The organism is Acinetobacter sp. BD54 (genome assembly GCF_044778325.1).
In the GTDB taxonomy this organism is placed as follows: domain Bacteria; phylum Pseudomonadota; class Gammaproteobacteria; order Pseudomonadales; family Moraxellaceae; genus Acinetobacter; species Acinetobacter baumannii.
The window spans coordinates 227052-246431 of record NZ_JANJEP010000002.1; the positions used below are offsets into that span (position 1 = coordinate 227052).

Annotated in this window: 17 protein-coding genes; 13 read left to right on the plus strand and 4 right to left on the minus strand. The window is 40.4% G+C overall.

The features are described 5' to 3' along the window. The first annotated feature begins 109 nt into the window (after positions 1 to 109). Both NQ782_RS03855 and NQ782_RS03860 read left to right on the plus strand, forming a co-directional pair. Positions 110 to 1567, plus strand: coding sequence for an NAD-dependent succinate-semialdehyde dehydrogenase (locus tag NQ782_RS03855; protein ID WP_086267432.1), 1458 nt, complete (start codon positions 110 to 112; stop codon positions 1565 to 1567). Continuing rightward, the gene (locus NQ782_RS03860) at positions 1564 to 1947 is read left to right on the plus strand and encodes a carboxymuconolactone decarboxylase family protein (protein WP_000064100.1); all 384 of its coding nucleotides are present in this window, start codon (positions 1564 to 1566) and stop codon (positions 1945 to 1947) included. Before NQ782_RS03855 ends, NQ782_RS03860 begins: the two co-directional genes overlap by 4 nt. Before the next feature lie 63 nt (positions 1948 to 2010). Here the strand turns inward: NQ782_RS03860 and NQ782_RS03865 are convergent, their stop codons facing one another. Next, entirely contained in the window at positions 2011 to 2916 is a 906-nt protein-coding gene (locus tag NQ782_RS03865) for a LysR family transcriptional regulator (protein WP_001163450.1), read from the minus strand. Between the two features lie 98 nt (positions 2917 to 3014). On the opposite strand from NQ782_RS03865, the gene NQ782_RS03870 reads away from it, so the two are divergent. After that, complete coding sequence (locus tag NQ782_RS03870) at positions 3015 to 3611, plus strand: NAD(P)H-dependent oxidoreductase (protein ID WP_057094541.1); 597 nt, start codon at positions 3015 to 3017, stop codon at positions 3609 to 3611. Between the two features lie 54 nt (positions 3612 to 3665). On the opposite strand, the gene pobR is transcribed toward NQ782_RS03870, so the two are convergent. Beyond that, complete coding sequence (pobR, locus tag NQ782_RS03875; protein WP_057094539.1) at positions 3666 to 4481, minus strand: IclR family transcriptional regulator PobR; 816 nt, start codon at positions 4479 to 4481, stop codon at positions 3666 to 3668. A 141-nt stretch (positions 4482 to 4622) separates the two neighbouring features. Between pobR and pobA the strand changes: the two genes are divergently transcribed. From pobA to phnX, 8 genes are all read left to right on the plus strand, one after another. Next, positions 4623 to 5837, plus strand: coding sequence for a 4-hydroxybenzoate 3-monooxygenase (gene pobA / locus NQ782_RS03880; RefSeq protein ID WP_057094538.1), 1215 nt, complete (start codon positions 4623 to 4625; stop codon positions 5835 to 5837). A gap of 175 nt (positions 5838 to 6012) precedes the next feature. Further along, positions 6013 to 6735, plus strand: coding sequence for a UTRA domain-containing protein (locus NQ782_RS03885; RefSeq protein ID WP_002157417.1), 723 nt, complete (start codon positions 6013 to 6015; stop codon positions 6733 to 6735). A 91-nt stretch (positions 6736 to 6826) separates the two neighbouring features. Further along, complete coding sequence (locus NQ782_RS03890; protein WP_017816167.1) at positions 6827 to 7864, plus strand: putative 2-aminoethylphosphonate ABC transporter substrate-binding protein; 1038 nt, start codon at positions 6827 to 6829, stop codon at positions 7862 to 7864. Between the two features lie 22 nt (positions 7865 to 7886). After that, the gene (locus NQ782_RS03895) at positions 7887 to 9089 is read left to right on the plus strand and encodes an ABC transporter ATP-binding protein (RefSeq protein ID WP_057094536.1); all 1203 of its coding nucleotides are present in this window, start codon (positions 7887 to 7889) and stop codon (positions 9087 to 9089) included. After that, on the plus strand, positions 9083 to 10792 hold the full coding sequence (locus NQ782_RS03900; RefSeq protein WP_057094534.1) for a putative 2-aminoethylphosphonate ABC transporter permease subunit: 1710 nt from the start codon (positions 9083 to 9085) through the stop codon (positions 10790 to 10792). The genes NQ782_RS03895 and NQ782_RS03900 overlap by 7 nt, the downstream gene beginning before the upstream one ends. Positions 10793 to 10893: 101 nt before the next feature. After that, complete coding sequence (locus NQ782_RS03905; protein WP_057094532.1) at positions 10894 to 12048, plus strand: TIGR03364 family FAD-dependent oxidoreductase; 1155 nt, start codon at positions 10894 to 10896, stop codon at positions 12046 to 12048. A 26-nt stretch (positions 12049 to 12074) separates the two neighbouring features. Then, on the plus strand, positions 12075 to 13262 hold the full coding sequence (gene phnW / locus NQ782_RS03910) for a 2-aminoethylphosphonate--pyruvate transaminase (RefSeq protein ID WP_057094530.1): 1188 nt from the start codon (positions 12075 to 12077) through the stop codon (positions 13260 to 13262). A 35-nt stretch (positions 13263 to 13297) separates the two neighbouring features. Continuing rightward, positions 13298 to 14113, plus strand: a complete 816-nt coding sequence (phnX, locus tag NQ782_RS03915) for a phosphonoacetaldehyde hydrolase (protein WP_057094528.1) — start codon at positions 13298 to 13300, stop codon at positions 14111 to 14113. Between the two features lie 217 nt (positions 14114 to 14330). Here the strand turns inward: phnX and NQ782_RS03920 are convergent, their stop codons facing one another. Next, on the minus strand, positions 14331 to 15581 hold the full coding sequence (locus tag NQ782_RS03920; protein WP_057094527.1) for an MFS transporter: 1251 nt from the start codon (positions 15579 to 15581) through the stop codon (positions 14331 to 14333). Between the two features lie 61 nt (positions 15582 to 15642). Beyond that, positions 15643 to 16794 carry an acyl-CoA dehydrogenase family protein gene (locus NQ782_RS03925; RefSeq protein ID WP_057094525.1) on the minus strand — a complete coding sequence of 384 codons (1152 nt, stop codon included), beginning with the start codon at positions 16792 to 16794 and terminating at the stop codon, positions 15643 to 15645. Between the two features lie 330 nt (positions 16795 to 17124). On the opposite strand from NQ782_RS03925, the gene NQ782_RS03930 reads away from it, so the two are divergent. Both NQ782_RS03930 and NQ782_RS03935 read left to right on the plus strand, forming a co-directional pair. Further along, positions 17125 to 18342, plus strand: coding sequence for a CaiB/BaiF CoA-transferase family protein (locus NQ782_RS03930; RefSeq protein ID WP_057093084.1), 1218 nt, complete (start codon positions 17125 to 17127; stop codon positions 18340 to 18342). 186 nt (positions 18343 to 18528) lie between these two features. Further along, positions 18529 to 19374 (plus strand): IclR family transcriptional regulator, encoded by an 846-nt coding sequence (locus NQ782_RS03935; RefSeq protein WP_000996082.1) that lies wholly within the window; start codon positions 18529 to 18531, stop codon positions 19372 to 19374. Positions 19375 to 19380: the final 6 nt, after the last annotated feature.

Sequence of the window (19380 nt, forward strand, 5' to 3'; positions counted from 1 at the left end):
ATTTTTTTAAATTAATTTTTGGTATGCCATAATACAAAGTTGATGGTGAGCTATTTAATTTATGTATCGCTCCACTATCAATGCAGAAGATCTTAATAGGATAATGATCATGCAGCTTAATGAACTCGCTTTATTTCGTCAGCAAGCTTTTGTTGCTGGAAAGTGGTGCGATGCAGACCATCAACAAACATCCGAAATTTTAAATCCAGCGACATTAGAGATTATTGGTACTGTCCCGAATATGGGCAAGGCTGAAGCCGAGCGTGCCATTGAAGCTGCCAAAGAAGCTTGGCCGCTATGGAAAAATAAAACAGCAAAAGATCGATCAATTATTTTAAAAAAATGGTTCGATTTAATCATTTCAAATGCAGATGAATTAGCTTTTATTTTAACGAGTGAGCAAGGAAAGCCCTTAGCTGAAGCCAAGGGTGAAATTTTATATGCTGCCAGTTTTATTGAATGGTTTGCCGAAGAAGCAAAACGAGTGTATGGAGATATTATTCCAAGCCCATATCCAGATGCTCGTATTGTTGTAAATAAACAGCCTATTGGCGTCGTTGCAGCTATTACGCCGTGGAATTTTCCTGCTGCCATGATTACGCGTAAGGTTGCTCCAGCCTTGGCGGCAGGTTGTCCTTGTATTGTAAAACCAGCACCAGAAACGCCTTTTACTGCTTTGGCCTTAGTGGACTTAGCTCTGCAAGCCGGCGTGCCTGCTGAAATTTTTAGTGTGATTACAGGCGATGCAGTTCATATTGGTGATGCAATTTTTGAAAGTGATGTCGTACGTAAGTTTACTTTTACGGGTTCAACACCAGTTGGCAAAATGCTGCTTGAGCGTTCAGCAAAAACCTTAAAAAAAGTTTCCTTAGAGTTGGGTGGCAATGCGCCGTTTATTGTATTTGATGATGCCGATTTAGATGCAGCAATTGAGGGAGCACTCATTGCTAAATTTAGAAATGCAGGGCAAACCTGTGTCTGCGTCAATCGATTCTTAGTGCAGGCAGGCATTTATGAAAAATTTATTGCTGCCTTAAGCCAAAAAATTCAAAACTTTAATATTGGTAATGGATTAGAAGCAGGGCATGACATTGGGCCATTAATTAATGCCAATGCGGTGAAAAAAGTTGAAGCTCATATTCAAGATGCATTAGATAAAAATGGTCGTCTTGTGGTTGGTGGTAAAAGGCATACTGCGGGTGAATTATTTTTTGAACCGACACTGATTGCAGATGTTACCGCTGATATGGATGTGGCAACTCAAGAAACGTTTGGCCCTCTGGCAGCCGTATTTAAATTTGAAACCGAGCAACAAGCGGTAGAAATGGCAAACGCAACTGAATTTGGTTTAGCCGCATATTGTTATACCAAAGATTTAGGCCGTGCTTGGCGAATGAGTGAACAGCTTGAATATGGCATGGTCGGAATTAATAAAGGCCTTATTTCAAATGAAGTTGCACCGTTTGGTGGAATTAAACAGTCTGGTTTAGGGCGTGAAGGTTCTAAATACGGTATTGAAGATTATCTGGAAATTAAATACACCTTGTTTGGAGGATTGAATATATGAGTAATGAAAAATTTGAAAAGGGTTTAGCAATCCGCAAACAAGTTCTTGGTGAAGAATATGTAAATAATTCAATCAACAATGCTGATGAGTTTAATCTTCCTCTTCAAGAATTAGTCACTGAATATTGCTGGGGAGCTGTTTGGGGGCGTGAAGAATTAAGTAAGCCTGAGCGCAGTTTAATTAACTTGGCAATGATCTCAGCTTTAAATCGTCCGCATGAATTAAAACTACATGTTAAAGGTGCACTTCGAAATGGTGTACCTAAAGAGAAAATTCGTGAAGTGCTTTTGCAGGTTGCAATTTACTGTGGCGTGCCTGCTGCTGTAGATAGCTTTCGAATTGCTAAAGAGGCAATTAAAGAGTTTGAATCTGAGCAATAAACGTTGCCTTTGAATAATTAAAAAAGCCTTGTTCAAGTGGACGAGGCTTTTTTATTTTTAAGCTTATTTGTTCAGTTCAGGGGGTAAATGCTGCGCCAAATAATCAATTGCAAGACGGGTTTTGAGTGGCATAAAAGGCAGTGTAGGCCATACCAAATGAATCGGAAAAGCAGTGCTCGACATGGTTTCTAACACTTGTACTAGCTTACCATCCTGTAATTCATTTTGAATGAGCCAGTCGGGCAGCCAAGCAATACCTGCGTCAGCAAGTGCTGCATTTTTAATAGCTTGCAGATCATTTAAAAGAAGTTTTGCTTTGGGTTTAATAAATAAAGGCTCGTCATTTTCCTTTTGAAGTCGCCATTTCTGCATTTGACCAAAATGCGGATCGGCAATCGTCGCGTGCTGGTCTAAGTCTTCAATATGTTCTACGGGACCTGCTTTATTTAAATAGTCAGGTGAGGCACAAAGTAGCATTCGATGCTCACCAATCGGTTTGGCAACGAGCTGAGTGGTGTCAGGCAATGCCCCGATTCTTATACATAAATCAAAACCTTCTTCGATCAAGTCTACATTTCGGTCATTAAATGAAATTTCTAACTGTAAGTCCGCATGTTGCTGAGCAAATTTAACCATGAGCGGGGCAGCAAAAAGTTGCCCGAACAGCACTGGCACAGACATTCTTAATCGGCCTGTTGCGTTAATTTTGCCTTGGTCTAATAACGCCGCCGCATTTTGTATTTCACTTAACGCTCGGCGGCTATGCTCATAAAACAAAGTACCTTCGTCAGTCATGCTGAGTGAACGTGTAGTTCTTTTAAATAGAACTACACCAAGCTGTTCTTCAAGCCGAGCAATATTTTTACTTATGGCTGAGCGAGTTAAATGCAATTGCTCGGCAGCTTTTACAAAACTTCCAGCTTCAACCACAGTCACAAATATAGAAATTGCACTTAGCTCATGTTGCATGATTGTTGCCTAAAAGGAACCAATATAATGAAATAATATCACCACTGTTGAATTTATTGTGGAGTTAATATGGCTTCATCAAAAACGTGGAGACGGTCATGGCTAAAATATTGGTATTAAAATCCAGCATTATGGGTGAGGGTTCACAAACCAATCGCCTAATTGATGTCATGCTTGAATATCGAAAAGACCAAGGTTTGCAAGATGACATTACCATACGCAATTTAGCTGAAATGAATCTGCCTGTATTAGATCTAGAAATTTTCCAAGCGCTGCGTGGGGCTGAAAATGTAAATCAAGACATTCAACAAATCGTTGCTTTGTCGGACGAATTAATTGCTGAATTAAAAAATACTGATTTATTGGTCATTGGCGCACCGATGTACAACTTAAATGTCCCGTCTCAACTCAAAAACTGGTTTGATTTAGTTGCACGAGCCAGACAAACATTCCGCTACACCGAAACTTATCCTCAAGGTTTGGTTGAAGGCGTAAAAGCTGTGGTGGTAAGTAGTCGGGGCGGTATTCATGTCGGCCAAGAAACTGAGGCAGTCACGCCTTATCTCAAAGCTGTGTTAGGGCTAATGGGCATTCATGACGTCGATTTTATTTATGCAGAAGGCTTAGACATGCAGGCCTATCGCAGCAATGCTTTAGATCTGGCAAGCCAACAAGTCAAAAAATTCGCTATTTAAAATTATGAGTTAAAACTCTTGTATCTCTAATAGATCAAGAGTTTCTAAGTCTATTTAAATTACATTTCTGAGTTCATTTGCCGTGTTGCGCAGTAAGGGCAAAATTTGCTGAACCAAATAATCTTCTTGTACGCGGTTAGTTTGAGACATGCAGTTAAGTGCTGCTATGGCTTGACCTTGGGCGTTAAAAACGGGCACTGCAATCGCAATTACGCCAAGTTCATGTTCTTCTTTGGAAAGACAATAATCCGATAAAGAAATACCCTTAAGCACTTCAAAAAACTTTGACTCATATACTATGGTAAAAGGCGTTAAGCGTTTTAAACCGTAATTTTTTACCCACGTATGTTGGGCTTCTTCAGGTAGTGCTGCCAGCAATACTTTACCCGTGGAAGTGGCATGGGCAGGGAGACGGTTTCCTAAATGCATGCCATAAGGGCTAACGCGCAAATTATCTTGCTGTGGTAAATAACTACGGGCAATCGGCACCACTTCGTTATCGTCTAACACCACAATCGAAAAAGTCAGCGACGTCTGGGCACACAAAAGATTTAAAAATGATTGAGCAACTTTAGGCAGGTGGGCAGAGCTTAGATAAGAACTCGAAAAGCGCAGTACGCGATGAGTGAGCCAAAAGTAATGTTCATCTGTTTCTAAATAGCCTAAGTATTTTAAAGTTTTTAGGTAACGCCTTGCCGCTGTACGACTAATACCTGTTCGTTCTGCCACTTGAGTGACATTAAGCCGTTGCCGATCTGTTCCAAAAGCTTCCAATAAGGCCAAGCCTTTTGCTAATCCTGCAATGTAGTCATCTTGACGAATTTTCTCATGCGAGTTCGGGTGCTCTAGAAAAGCATCGAGAGAAGGCATCCTTTCATTCCTGTTATTTTGGTTGTTTCTGTCCGCTATTCGGACAAACTAAATGATAAACGGTTATTTTCGTCTTGGATACATAGTGAACAAAACTTAAAGCCAGTAATTTAAAAGTCAGGATGAAACAAGGATGAAGTTATGGATATTTTAAAGACACAGGTTGCAATTATTGGTTCTGGACCAGCAGGGTTATTGCTTGGGCAACTTCTATATAAAGCTGGCATCGATCATATTATTGTTGAGCAACGTAGTGCTGAATATGTGGCTTCACGGATTCGTGCAGGAATTTTAGAGCAAGTTTCGGTCGATTTACTTAAACAAGCAGGCGTTGACCAAAACTTAAAAGAAAAAGGATTACCACATTCGGGCATCGAAATCTTAACCAATGGTGAAAAGCATCGGGTTGATTTGGCTGCACTCACAGGTGGAAAACAAGTGACAGTATATGGTCAGACCGAAGTCACCAAAGATTTAATGGCTGCGCGTGAAGCAGCACAGCTCACTTCATTTTATGAAGCTCAAAATGTACAAGTGAAAGATTTCTACACTGCACCAAAAGTTGAGTTCGAGTACCAAGGTAAAGCCTTTCAAATTCAGTGTGACTTTATAGCAGGGTGTGATGGCTACCATGGTATCTGCCGTGCCAGCGTGCCTGAAGATAAAATTAAGACCTTTGAAAAAGTTTATCCGTTTGGCTGGTTAGGGGTATTGGCCGATGTCCCACCTGTAGCCGATGAACTCATTTATGTACAGTCTGAACGTGGATTTGCTTTATGTAGTATGCGCTCAGAAACACGTAGCCGTTATTATTTACAAGTCCCTTTAACAGATCACGTCGAAGACTGGTTGGATGAAAAGTTCTGGGATGAGTTAAAAAACCGCCTAGATCCTGAAAGCCGTGAAAAGTTAGTGACAGGTCCTTCTATTGAAAAAAGTATCGCGCCGTTACGTAGCTTTGTGACCGAGCCAATGCGTTTTGGAAAACTATTTTTAGCAGGTGATGCTGCGCATATTGTTCCACCAACAGGAGCAAAAGGCTTAAATCTCGCTGCATCTGATATTGCTTATTTATCAAGCGCACTCATTGAATATTACGCCGAAGGTTCTGAACAAGGTATAAATGAATACTCTGAAAAATGCCTACAACGCGTATGGAAAGCAGAGCGTTTTTCTTGGTGGATGACTCATTTATTGCATCGTTTTGAAACTGAAAGTGAGTTTGACCATAAGATTAAACAAGCCGAGTTGAGTTATGTACTGGGTTCGATTGCGGGTAAAACCACATTGGCCGAAAATTATGTCGGTTTGCCTTATGAGATTAAGCAAATTGATAGTTTTAAGCACGCAAGCTAAAGACTAAGTAAAAATAAAAAGGGCATGAAAATGCTCTTTTTTTATAGAAAAATTTAAGTGGGTCGTACTAGCTTAAGAGATTGTTTTGCTTAAAAGATCAGCATTAATAAAAGCTTTTGTCATATTTTTTCAGTATATTGCTATTAATTTCTTTATTTATAAATTCTAAGTTTGTATGGAACAGGACCAAGCACGCATACCTAAATATATTCCTATTCGCGATGCAATTGCCCATGACATTGAATCTGGCGTATTAGAAGCCCACGCAAAACTCCCTTCGGAAAGAGTGCTTTCTGAACAATTCCAAACCACTCGTGTTGCTGCACGTGAAGCTTTGCTGGCTTTGGAAACTGATGGCCTGATTTATCGACTAGACCGCCGTGGTTGGTACGTTCGTTCTCCTCGTATTATTTATCACCCACAATCGACTAAAAACTTTAATCAGTTTGTGATTGAACAAGGCTATGAACCTTCGACAGAAATGATTTCGAGTGAACTGACTCAGGCCACTTCTTGGGATGCCAAGCATTTAAAAGTTGAAAAAGGCCATCCGATTTATTCAGTTTGGCGACGTCGTTGTATTAATGGACGACCTGTTTTGGTTGAACATTTAAGGGTGAATGCCGAGCTTTTCCCTGAGTTTTTAACTCATGATCTCAAGCAATCCATTACTTTACTGATGGCAAATCAATATAACTGCCATATCACCAGAGCTGACATTAACCTCTATCCAACCGCTTTATCGGAACAGCAGGCCAAAGCACTGCATGTCAATGTGGGCGCGCTCGGTTTATATATTTGCCGTAGCAACAGAAATGAAGAGGGCGTGATTACCGATGTTGACCAAGAATATTGGCTACACGATGTTTTAGATTTGCATTTCGAAGCACGAGCATAAAAATACAATCTGGTTTAAACCAGATTAATTAAACTGTCATATAAAGCTGTTGAAATACGATCATCAAATAATTGCATTCGATGGTTTGCAGATGAAACAGTATGTTCAACAGACAATTAAACTCGGCACTGCATCAATTTTAGGTGTAGTAGTTACTATTCAAATGGGATGTTCATCAGCAACATCAAAACAATCAGAAGAAATTACAGTCTATACGGCAGTGGAAGCCGATCAGCTTAAGCAATACCAAGAAGAATTACACAAAGCCTATCCAGAACTCAAAGTAAAATGGGTACGTGATTCAACTGGTGTAATCACCGCGAAACTTTTGGCAGAGCAGAAAAACCCACAAGCGGATGTGGTTTTTGGTGTGGCTTTAACCAGTTTGTTGGTCATGGAAAAGAAGGACATGCTTGAGCCTTTTAAACCTGAAGGTATTCAAAATTTAAAACCAGAATTTGTAAGTCAAAAACCTGTACCAACTTGGACGGGTATGGATGCATGGGAATCTGCAATTTGTGTCAATAAAGTCGAATTAGAAAAGCGTAAATTACCGATTCCAAAAACTTGGAAAGATTTAACCAACCCAATTTATAAAAACTTAATTGTGATGCCAAACCCAGCTTCGAGTGGCACAGGCTATTTAGATGTCACGGCTTGGATGCAGATTTGGGGCGAAAAGCAGGCATGGGACTATATGCAGGCTTTAGATAAAAACATTTCACAATATCCTCACTCGGGTTCAAAACCTTGCAAGATGGCAGCACAAGGTGAAATTCCAATTGGTGTTTCTTTTGGTTATCCGGCATTTAAGTTAAAAGCAGAAGGTGCACCTTTAGAAGTGGTTTATCCAACTGAAGGTTTAGGCTGGGAAATGGAAGCCTCAGCAATTGTGAAAGGAACCAAGAAATTAAGTAGCGCGCAAAAATTTATAAATTGGTCGGTAAGCAAAGCGGCAAACGAAGCCTATGCCCATAACTTTTCAATGGTGGCCTATAAAGGCATTGAAAATACTACTATGGACTTCCCGAAAAATCTTCCTCAAATGCTCGTGAAAAATGATTTTTATTGGGCGGCCGAGCAGCGTGAACGTATTTTGGCTGAATGGTCAAAGCGTTTTGAAAAGTGATCTTTGGGATAAGGGCCTCATTATGCAAATACCTTCGTCATTGCAGTCATCGCTGCTAGGTCAAAATCAAAAGGCCGAGTTAGCAGGGCATTTATTGTCGACCTTAACGATCTATAAATATCCTGAACATGGTCCGTCGGTTTTAGAAGTGGTGGATATTCAAAAAAAGTTCCAACACTTTCAGGCCCTAACGCATATTAATTTAGACCTGAAAGCGGGCGAGTTCGTGAGCTTTTTGGGACCTTCTGGATGCGGTAAAACCACATTGCTACGCATAATTGCGGGTCTAGAAAAACCTGATTATGGAAAAGTCATAAAAAAGGGCGCAGACATTACGTTGCTAAGTGCTGAAAAGCGTCACTGCGGTATTGTGTTTCAGAACTATGCGTTATTTCCAAACTTAAACGTTGAAGAAAATATTGCTTTCGGCTTAGATAAAAAAAAGTGGGATAAAGTACAGCGTAGCCAACGAGTTCAGCAGTTATTAGAACTGATTGAATTACCCGATATTGCAAAAAAATACCCTAACCAATTATCAGGCGGGCAGCAGCAACGTGTTGCGCTTGCTCGGGCAATTGCACCGAAGCCTGATATTTTACTGCTAGATGAACCGCTTTCTGCACTTGATGCTCAGGTACGTCTAAAGCTAAGACAAAAGATCCGTTCGATTCAATCACAGCTTAATTTGCCGACCATTATGGTCACACACGACCAAGAAGAAGCATTAAGCATTTCTGACCGTGTTGTGGTGATGAATCATGGCGTTATTGAACAAATTGATACGCCGCACAATATTTATTACAAGCCGCAAACCCAATTCGTTGCAAAGTTTATTGGCACCATGAACTTTTTGGCAGCCACTTGTTCGGTCGTTAATCAGCTCGAGGTTTTAGGTTTTATTCCTCTAAATTTGGAGCAACAAAAACTTAAAGCAGGGGAAAATTACAGTATTGGTTTTAGACCCGAAGCTGTCGAGTTGGTTGATGATTTCGGTAGTGATAAAGAGTCGTTGTATTTGCCGGTTAAAGTATTAAGCACTGAATTTTTAGGTGCCAAGCGTCGTTTATTTTGCGCTATTCATATCGATGGAATTGAGCAGGCAAAACACCTTTTGCAAATTGAAATTGAAAATACCAAGTTCAAATCTTTACAAGAACTCATGTTTATAAAAGTGCCTAATCAGCTCATCCATGTCTTTGACGAACAAGGGTACGCACTATGTTAAATGAAGCTGCTTCAGCGGTTTTAAAAACACAGCCGCGTCGAAAAATTGAATATTCGTTAAGATCAAATGTTGCTTTAGCAACCGTTGCGATCGCTTTAACTTTAGCGATTATTGCTCCTTTAATGATGTTGTTTGAAACTGCATTTTTTGATGAAAATCAAAATTTTGTTGGTCTTGAAAATTTTTATAACTATTTTGCAAGTCCAGCTTTACTCAGCTCTGTATTTAACTCGGTGTGGGTTGCTTGTGCTGCTACTGTCATTACAGTATTTCTTGCCAGTATTTATGCTTTTGCACTCACCAATGTAAATATAAAAGGCAAAGGCTTCTTTAAATTAGTGGCTTTTTTACCGATTTTAGCGCCATCACTTTTGCCTTCTTTGGCATTGGTTTATTTGTTTGGTAAGCAAGGTGTGTTTAAACCTTTGCTGGGCGATATACAAATTTATGGTCCAATCGGTATTTTAATCAGCTACTGCTTTTGGCTATTTCCAGCAATTTTAATGTTGATGATGGTGTCTTTTCGCAGTGTCGATCAGCGTTTAATTGAGGCATCTTTGTCACTGGGCAAAAATATCTGGAAGACGCATTATCACGTTACGCTACCTGCAATTCGTTATGGACTCATCAGCTCAAGTTTGGTGGCTTTAATTTATGTGCTGACCGATTTCGGAATTCCGAAAGTCATTGGCGGTTCATTTAACATGATGGCGCTTGATGTCTATAAACAGATTATTGGTCAGCAAAATATGAGCATGGGTGCGGTGATTTCCATCTTGTTATTGCTACCAGCAGTGTTCGTCTTTATTTTCGATCGTATTCAAAGCAAACGTCATGCACGGTTTCAAGCCTTTCAGGCTAAACCTTATGTTTCAGCATCGAATAAAAAACTTGAAGTTGTTCTGAGCCTATTTTGTGGGTTGGTTTCAGGTTCGATTTTACTGATTATTTTTACGGCAGTGCTGGCTTCATTCATTCAGTCTTGGCCTTATGATTTGTCTTTGACCCTAGCACATTACAGTTTTGAATATGTCGATGGTGGCGGTTGGGCAGCGTACTTTAACTCGATTCGCATGGCACTCTTTAGTACTGTTTTTGGAACAGCACTCATTTTTATGGTAGCGCTATTAACCGAACGTTTTAAAGCATATCCACTTATTAAAAACTATGTGCAAGCTTTGGTTTTATTACCTCTTGCTGTGCCGGGGCTGGTCTTGGGTATAGCCTATATTTTGTTTTTTAACCAGCAGAGTAATCCGTTAAATGTGCTGTATGGAACCATGACCATTTTGGTGATTTCAACCATTGTGCATTATTACACCGTGCCACATCTGACTTTAACCAATGCGATTAAACAAATTCCGCTACAGCTCGACCAAGCAGCAGAAACTTTAGGAACATCGAAGTGGAAAACCTTTTGGAAAGTGTATTTGCCCATGTGTTTTCCAGCGCTATGCGATGTATCGGTCTATGTTTTTGTTAATGCGATGACGACTGTATCGGCTGCCATTTTCCTCTATTCACCAGACACCAGTTTAGCTGCTGTAGCTGTTTTAAATATGGATGATGCAGGAGATACTGTTGCTGCTGTTGCGATGAGCATTTTGATTTTAACCACCTCATGTGTTGTAAAACTCATTCACTGGTTATTTACCAGAAAAATTATGGCAAGAAGTCAGCAATGGCGTGAAAGTTCTCACTAAGTTTTAGCTAAACACAATTTTTATTTAACCGACTGAAACGAAATGCTTTGTTCAACAAGGCAAGGGTTTATTCATCCTAAATTTCGCAAATTGGAAGTCTTATGAATCACGTACAGTTTGATTTAATTGTTGTCGGAGCAGGTATTTTAGGTTTGTCCGCTGCCATACAGGCACAAGAACAAGGCTTGAAAGTTTGTATCTTCGAGAAAAATGCCAAGCCTGTGGGCGCAACTCGCCGTAATTTCGGTATGGTCGGAACATCGACCTTAACCCATCCAGAGCAACAGTGGCGAAAGTACGCTCTTGAAACGCGTTCTTTTTATCAACGCATTCAGGCTGAAACCGATATTTCATTTGAGCAAAGACAAGGTGTGTATCTCGCCAATACGGCACTTGAATGGCAGGTTTTAAATGAGTTTGCCGAGCGTGCAAATAGCTACCAAATTCCAGTTCATTTGTTTAGCCATGAGGAATTGGTCACCCAATTTTCTTATTTAAATCCTTCGCAGCAGTTTCAAGGTGGTTTGGTTTTTGAAGAAGACTATTCGGTCGAACCGCATGTGATTGGGCAGCGACTATTGGCATATGCCGAAAGAAACGGTGTAGAGATTTATACCAATGCCTGTGTTGTTCAAACCCAATATCAGCAGGAAAGTTGTCAGGTTCGTTTGGCAAGTGGCGAGGCATATCGGGCAAATAAAGTTTTGATCTGCCACGGTGAAGTCATCGATGTTTTATATCCAGATCTTTTACAAAGTTTGAATCTGAAACGTTGTGGCCTACAAATGGCTCTGACTCAACCGTTTCACCAAAACTTAAATGCTTCTCTTTATTCAGGCTTATCTATTTCACGTTATCCGGCTTTTGAAATTTGCCCAAGTCATGCTGAGCTAGTTAAAGCATCACAGCAGGGTTTCATTAAAGAATTCGGTATTCATATTCTGATTAAACAAAATGAATTTGGTGAACTGATCGTAGGCGATAGTCACGAATATCATTCTATTAATGAAGCGCCTCAGTTCGAGCAGCGTGAAGAGATTAATGAGTTTATTCAAACATACTGCCGCCAAAAACTAGGGCTGAATTTACCTCCAATTCAAAAACGTTGGAATGGTTATTACCTGACCCATGAACATGAGTTGGCCTGTGTCACTGAAGCTGAAAAAAATATCTTTCTGGTGAGTGCGATTGCTGGCAAAGGCATGACTACAGGGGCTGGCTTTATGAAAGAAATATTAGAACAAAATATTTACTAGTTTGTCATCTGGTTTAAACCAGATTGATGTATATTGAAATGAACGCGAACGAAATGAGTAACATTATGAACATGCAACCCCAACTCGATATGGATTTAGAGAACAAGTATTTGCTTCTTACTCCAGGACCCTTATCAACATCGGCAACAGTACGCCGTGCCATGCAAAAAGACTGGTGTACTTGGGACCAAGAATACAACTCGCTGGTACAAGATATTCGCTCTCGTCTAGTCAACTTAGCAACCAGCCAACCTGAAAAATATACGGCTGTGTTAATGCAAGGCAGTGGAAGTTTTGCTGTGGAGTCTGTGCTTGGGTCAGCTATTCCACGTGATGGCAAAATCTTGATCATTAATAACGGCGCATACGGTGCACGTATGGTGCAAATGGCGCGTTGCTTAAATATTGAAGTGATCGAGCTGAACTATTTAGAAACCCAAACACCAGATTTACAAGAAATTGAGCGTGTTTTAGTAGATAAAACCATTAGCTATGTTGCTTGTGTGCACTGTGAAACCACCACAGGTATTTTAAATCCGATTCAAGAGATAGGCCGTTTAGTTAAAGCAGCAGGAAAAATCTGGATTGTGGATGCCATGAGTTCATTTGGTGGTGTGCCAATGGATATCGCTGAGCTTGAAATTGATTTTCTAATTTCAAGTGCAAATAAATGTATTCAAGGTGTTCCGGGCTTTGGTTTTATTTTGGCGAAACGTGATTGCCTAGAGGCATGTAAAGGTTTAGCTCGTTCAGTCAGCCTCGATTTGTATGATCAGTGGAACACGATGGAGCAGTATAACGGTAAATGGCGTTTTACCTCGCCAACCCATGTGGTACGTGCTTTTTATCAAGCCTTACTTGAGCTTGAGACAGAAGGCGGTGTTGCTGCACGTTATCAACGTTATTTACAAAACCAACAAACCTTATCGCAAGGTATGCAACAACTGGGCTTTGAATTGGTACTCGGTGAAGAGTGCCCACAATCACCCATCATTACCACGTTTCTGTACCCGACAGCCGAAACATTTAGCTTCCAGTCATTTTATGAAACGCTGAAAAAAGCAGGCTATGTGATTTATCCGGGCAAAGTCACTGACCTTAACTGCTTCCGTATTGGCAATATTGGCGAAGTTTATATTCATGACATTGAAGGACTTCTTGCTGCGATTGCCAGTTACTGCGAAAGCCATCTCAATCAAGCTGTAACAGCATAACTTTTATTAAAACATTGGATTAAAGGGAATACACCATGACGACCAACAATACACAAATTCAGGCTGTGGTTTTTGACTGGGCTGGCACAACTGTAGATTTTGGCTCACGTGCACCAATTTTAGCTTTTATGGCTTTATTTAAAGACAATAAAATTGAAATTACGGTTGAAGAAGCTCGAGAGCCAATGGGTTTAGAAAAACGTAACCATATTGCTGCCGTTTTAAAAATGCCGCGTGTCGCAGCTGCATGGCAGGAAGTCTATGGGAAGCCTGCAACTGAAGCAGATATTGACCGTTTATATAAAGACTTTATTCCGTACCAGTTAAATTCTATTCCGAAATGTTCTGCTTTAATTCCAGGCGCATTAGAAACGTTTGAAAATATTAAAAAGCGTGGTGCAAAAATTGGCAGTAACACTGGTTATGCGTCCATGATGATTGGCCGCTTGGTCAAAGATGCTGCTGATCAGGGTTACCGACCGGACTGTATCGTTACTGCCAGCGACGTGAAATATGGCCGTCCATATCCTGAAATGCTATGGAAGAACTTAATTCAACTCGATGTGTCAGATATCAAAACTGTTGTAAAAGTAGATGATACCGTGGTGGGTATTGATGAAGGTTTAAATGCCGGATGTTGGACAGTCGGGCTTGCGATTAGTGGTAACGAAGTCGGTTTAAGCTATGAAGAGTGGAGTGCATTATCGGCGGATGAGCAGATCATTCTAAAAGATAAGGCATACCAAAAAATGAATGCGTCGGGCGCTCACTATGTGATTGATAGTGTCGCTGATTTGCCAAATGTACTCGATGATATTGAACGCCGTTTGGGGCAGGGTGAACGACCTTAAACAAAGTTTAGGTTTATATATTTTTAAGCTTAGCTCCCTTGGGAGCTAAGCTTACCTAAAAAATTAAAATGAAGAGTAGATACACTCTACATATTTGTGGAAATAAGGAGTAACTTTGAGGAGTAAATTCCTTATTTCCGGCTAACGATTTAAAACACATGTTTCGATTGTTAGCACCATCAATCAGATAGGCATATGACCTATGTGATAGATCTTTTTATGACTTTTGAGGGTCATATAATTTTTCTTTAATAAATAGGGCTGGTATCACGCCACAAATCAGGTAGGCAGCACCCATCACGACAAAACCTAAACCAATTGAACCGCCAGAGGCTAAGAAACCAATCGTTGCAGGGGCTAAAGCAGCACCTAAACGTCCGACGTTATAAGCACCACCAATGGCTGTACCGCGGATTGCTGTTGCAAAGCTTTCGGTCATATAGGTGGCATTTACGCCATACGGGATGCCGTAGAGGAAACCAAAGGTCACCAGTAAATATAAAATGTTGCTTGGAGAGTTATAAAAAACAATTAAAGGTAGGAAAATAGCAGTGCCGATTGCACCAAAAGCATAGGTAAAACGACGTCCTAATTTATCAGCCATCATGCCCGCAAGAACTTTACCCAAAATCATCGCGGTATATGTACCTACCATATAGGCAGTCATTTCCTTAAATTTCATACCGAGTTCACCTTCAAGGTATGAAGGCATCCAGTTATTTACACCATAGTAGCCAAACTGTAAAAAGCCAGCTGTTAAAGCCCATAAGATAAACATATTGCGGTTTCGTTTATCTTGGAAAATAAGCTTAAATGCCGAAGTTTTTTGAGCATTCTGAGTCACAACAGGTTGTTGTAGTCGAGACTTTTGCCATGCTTCTGGTTCTGGTACAAGAATATGCATGAGGAAAGCAATAACAACAGGAATAATCGCAACATAAAACAGCATGCGCCAGCCATGATCAGGAATAATCCAACCTGCAAGCAAGGTCGCAACAATATAGCCGACGGTCCAGCCAGCTTGTAGTGTGCCCAGTACTGTTGTGCGATAACGGGTTGGGACATACTCGGCCATGAGGGTATTACAGGCAATATAAAGTGAACCCAAACCCAGTGATGCAAAAAATCTTAAAATACCAAACTGAAGAAAGCTTTGAGTAAAACCTAAGCCACAGGTGAGGAGCGAGAAAGTTAAAATAGAAATAACCACAATGCGCACACGACCAAATTTATCGCACGCCCATCCCCCAAAAATTCCACCAACAGCCATGCCTGCCAATGTGAAACTGCCAAGCATACCTGCTTGTACTGAACTTAATCCAAAATCTGCCTTAATACTATTTAAGCTATAAGACAGTAGCATCAAATCTGCACCATCTACCAACAGTGCTAGAAAAGCAAAAATAAAAGCTATTTTCCACGTATGAGGCTGTATACGAGAAAGACCTTCTTTGTAATTTGTAGCCATAATCCATTACCTACATTTGATAAAAAGCACTTCAAGTCGTTTTGAAGTGCTTAAAATTTGATTAAGACGCAGCGCGAATCATGTTTCGGGCAATAATCACTTGTTGAATTTGAGTGGTCCCTTCATAGAGACGGAACAGACGAACATCTCGATAAAAACGTTCAATGGCATATTCACTGATATATCCCGCACCGCCGTGAATTTGTACGCAGCGATCAGCAACGTGGCCACACATTTCGGTTGCAAACATTTTTGCGCAAGAAGCCTCGGTGCTAACGTTTTGTCCTGCATCGCGTAGGCGTGCAGCGTCTAAGACCATACATTTAGCGGCATAAATTTCGGCTTTTGAGTCGGCAAGCATGGCTTGAATGAGTTGAAATTCGGCAATTGGTTGCCCAAATTGCTTACGTTCGATAGCGTAATTTAAAGAATCATCTAGCATTCGTGTTGCTGCACCGACACTCAAGGCCGCAATATGCAAACGCCCTTTATCCAGCACTTTCATAGCAGTTTTAAAACCAACACCTTCAACACCACCAATGAGTGCCGAAGCAGGAATACGACAATTTTCAAAAATCACATCACAGGTATGTGCGCCTTTTTGCCCCATTTTTTTATCGCGTTTGCCAAGAAAAATGCCCGGAGTTTGGCTATCGACAATAAAAGCAGAAATGCCACCAGCGCCTTTAATATCAGGGTTTGTACGTGCCATGACTGTAAATACACCAGCGTGAGGAGCATTGGTAATAAAGCGTTTAGTACCATTTAAAATGTAAAAGTCACCGTCTTTTACAGCGGTGGTTTTTAAAGAGGCAGCATCAGAACCTGCGTCCGGTTCGGTTAAGCAAAAAGAACTGATCACTTCACCACGTGCTAAACGTGGCAAGAAAAATGATTTTTGTGCTTCGGTCCCATCAATAATCAGGCCACTTGAGCCAATCCCATTATTGGTCCCAATGAGAGAACGAAAAGCAGGAGAGGTACGACCTAATTCAAAAGCCACATAGACTTCTTCTTCCATCGTCAGGCCAAGACCTTCGTACTCTTCAGGAATGGTTAAACCAAATAAACCGAGAGCTTTCATTTGCTCAACAATATCTTGAGGAATTTCATCCGTTTCAGCGACTTCATTCTCATGAGGAATTAATACACCTTCAACAAATTGTCGAATCATATCAACAAGTTGATCTAAGGTTTCCTGATCTCGAATCATAGTCTCGTCCTTTTACTACATACTAAAACATCAATGTGATGTTCGTAAAATCACCAATATTTGAAGCGATAGTAATCAAAGGGCGAACGCAAAACAATATATTTTGAAAATTAATTTCGCAATGCGATACTTTGTTGTTGATTTATGTTTGGCTAATTTATTGATTTATTTAAGCTATATTTTCTTATAAAAAATCATTATTTTTAGTGGAAAATTAAAGTTTGATTTTAAAAAAGAGCTGTGTATATTAAAAATATATATCGCTATGCGAAATTTTAAATGGATAAGTTTTCCTATAGGAAATGAGTCACAAAATATAGTGGGATGAAGATGGGTGCTTTAAATGGAATTCGGGTACTTGACTTAAGTCGGGTATTGGCTGGACCTTGGTGTGGGCAGATTCTTGCCGATCTAGGCGCAGAGGTAATCAAGATTGAACGACCAAAAGTCGGTGACGATACCCGTTCTTGGGGGCCACCTTGGATGAAAGATGACTCAGGCCAAGACACTCAAGAAGCTGCATATTATCAGTCTACCAACCGCAATAAACTATCGGTTGCCATCGACATTGCTAGCCCTGATGGTCAAGAATTGATTAAAGCTCTTATTCAAGACACCGATGTTGTGATTGAAAACTACAAAGCGGGTTCTTTGAAAAAATACGGTTTAGACTACGAGTCTTTATCTGCGATTAACCCTAAACTGGTGTATTGCTCGATTACAGGTTTTGGTCAAAATGGTCCAAGAGCAGAAGAGCCCGGTTATGACTTTATTATTCAGGGCATGGGTGGACTCATGTCAGTCACAGGTGAGCGTGATGATTTGCCGGGTGGCGGACCACAAAAAGTAGGGGTCGCATTTTCCGATTTAGCCACGGGTCTTTATTCTACGATTGCCATACAGGCTGCTTTACTCAACCGCCATGTGACAGGTTTAGGCCAATACATTGATATGGCTTTGCTTGATGTCCAAATTGCCACAATGGCAAATCAGGGAATGAACTACCTTTCATCGGGTAATATCCCTAAACGTTATGGCAATGCACACGCCAATATTGTGCCTTATCAAGTGTTCAAAGCTTCTGACCGTGATTTCATTATTGCGTGTGGAAATGACACTCAGTTTATTCAGCTCTGTCGAAGTATTGGGTTACCCGATTTAGCAAATGATGCACGTTTTGCCAGAAATGCAGACCGCATTAAGCATCGTGATGAAATTATCGGGATTTTACAAACCCACTTTTTAACAAAAACAGCAGATGAATGGGTAGATGCAATCTATGCGGCTAAAGTTCCCGTAGGTGTAATCAATAACTTGGAACAAGCTTTTCAAGAGCCGCAAGTAATTGCCCGAGAAATGTTAGTCGAGATGAACCATCCTCAACGTGAGAAATTGAAGGTAATTGGCTCGCCAATCAAACTTTCTAGAACGCCTGTTGAATACAAAACAGCTCCTCCATTGTTGGGTGAACATACGCAGGCGGTTTTAGGTCGATTAGTTTCTCCTGAAAAACTAGCTGAGCTCAAAGAAAAGGGCGTAATTGGGTAATTAATTTAAAAGCGGAAGGTTAAAATTATATTTAAAATCAGAAAATAAAATATTTAATCTTTCGCTTTAATGAGTTAAATGAAGTTATCTTTTAGATGCAGACTTGGATGTTTGCTCTTTTGCTATTTATAGAAAAAATAGATTATAATTTTCGCAGTGCGAAACAAAATGTGGATTGGTATGACAATGAACGACGCAGTTGATGCAGAACAGACAGAAAAATTATTAGCGCCTTTAAGGCATGAATTATTACATCCGATTGAAGACATGCAGGATGAAAATGATCGCCAATTTATTACTGCATTAGCACGTGGTTTAGAGCTATTACGTTGTTTTACACCGAAGCATCAGCATTTGGGCAACCAAGAGCTTGCTCAAATGACAGGTTTGCCAAAACCAACCATTACTCGCCTTACACATACCTTGTCGCGTTTGGGCTATATCAAACAAGTACCTAACTCAAGCAAATTCCAGCTTTCAGTAGGTGTTCTTGCGTTTGGTTATTCCATGCTGTCTAACGTATCGATTCGCTCTATTGCTCATCCATATATGAAAAATTTGGCAGACTATGCTGGCGCTGCTGTTGCCATGGCAACACGTGATCGATTGAACATGATTTATCTTGATGTGGTACAAGGCAAAGGCAATATGACCATGCGTCGTCAAGTTGGAACTTATTTACCGATTCATTTAAGTTCGATGGGACGTGCATGTTTAGCCGCAATGCCTGAAGATGAACGAGAATTTTTACTTGATGCCATCCGTAGCAAACACAAAGAAGACTGGATCAAAATTAACCGTGATCTAGACAAAGCTTTTAAAGACTACCAAGATTTTGGATACTGTTTTTCAATCGGCGAATGGCATAAAGATGTAAATTCGGTTGCAGTCCCACTTATTCATGAACAACATGGTTTGCTGGTGTTCAACTGTGGTGGTCCAAGTTTTATTATGAACCGTGAAAAACTTGAAGAAGATATTGCACCGCGTCTTTTACACATGGTGAATAATATTCGTACCGAGATTAGCTAAACCTAT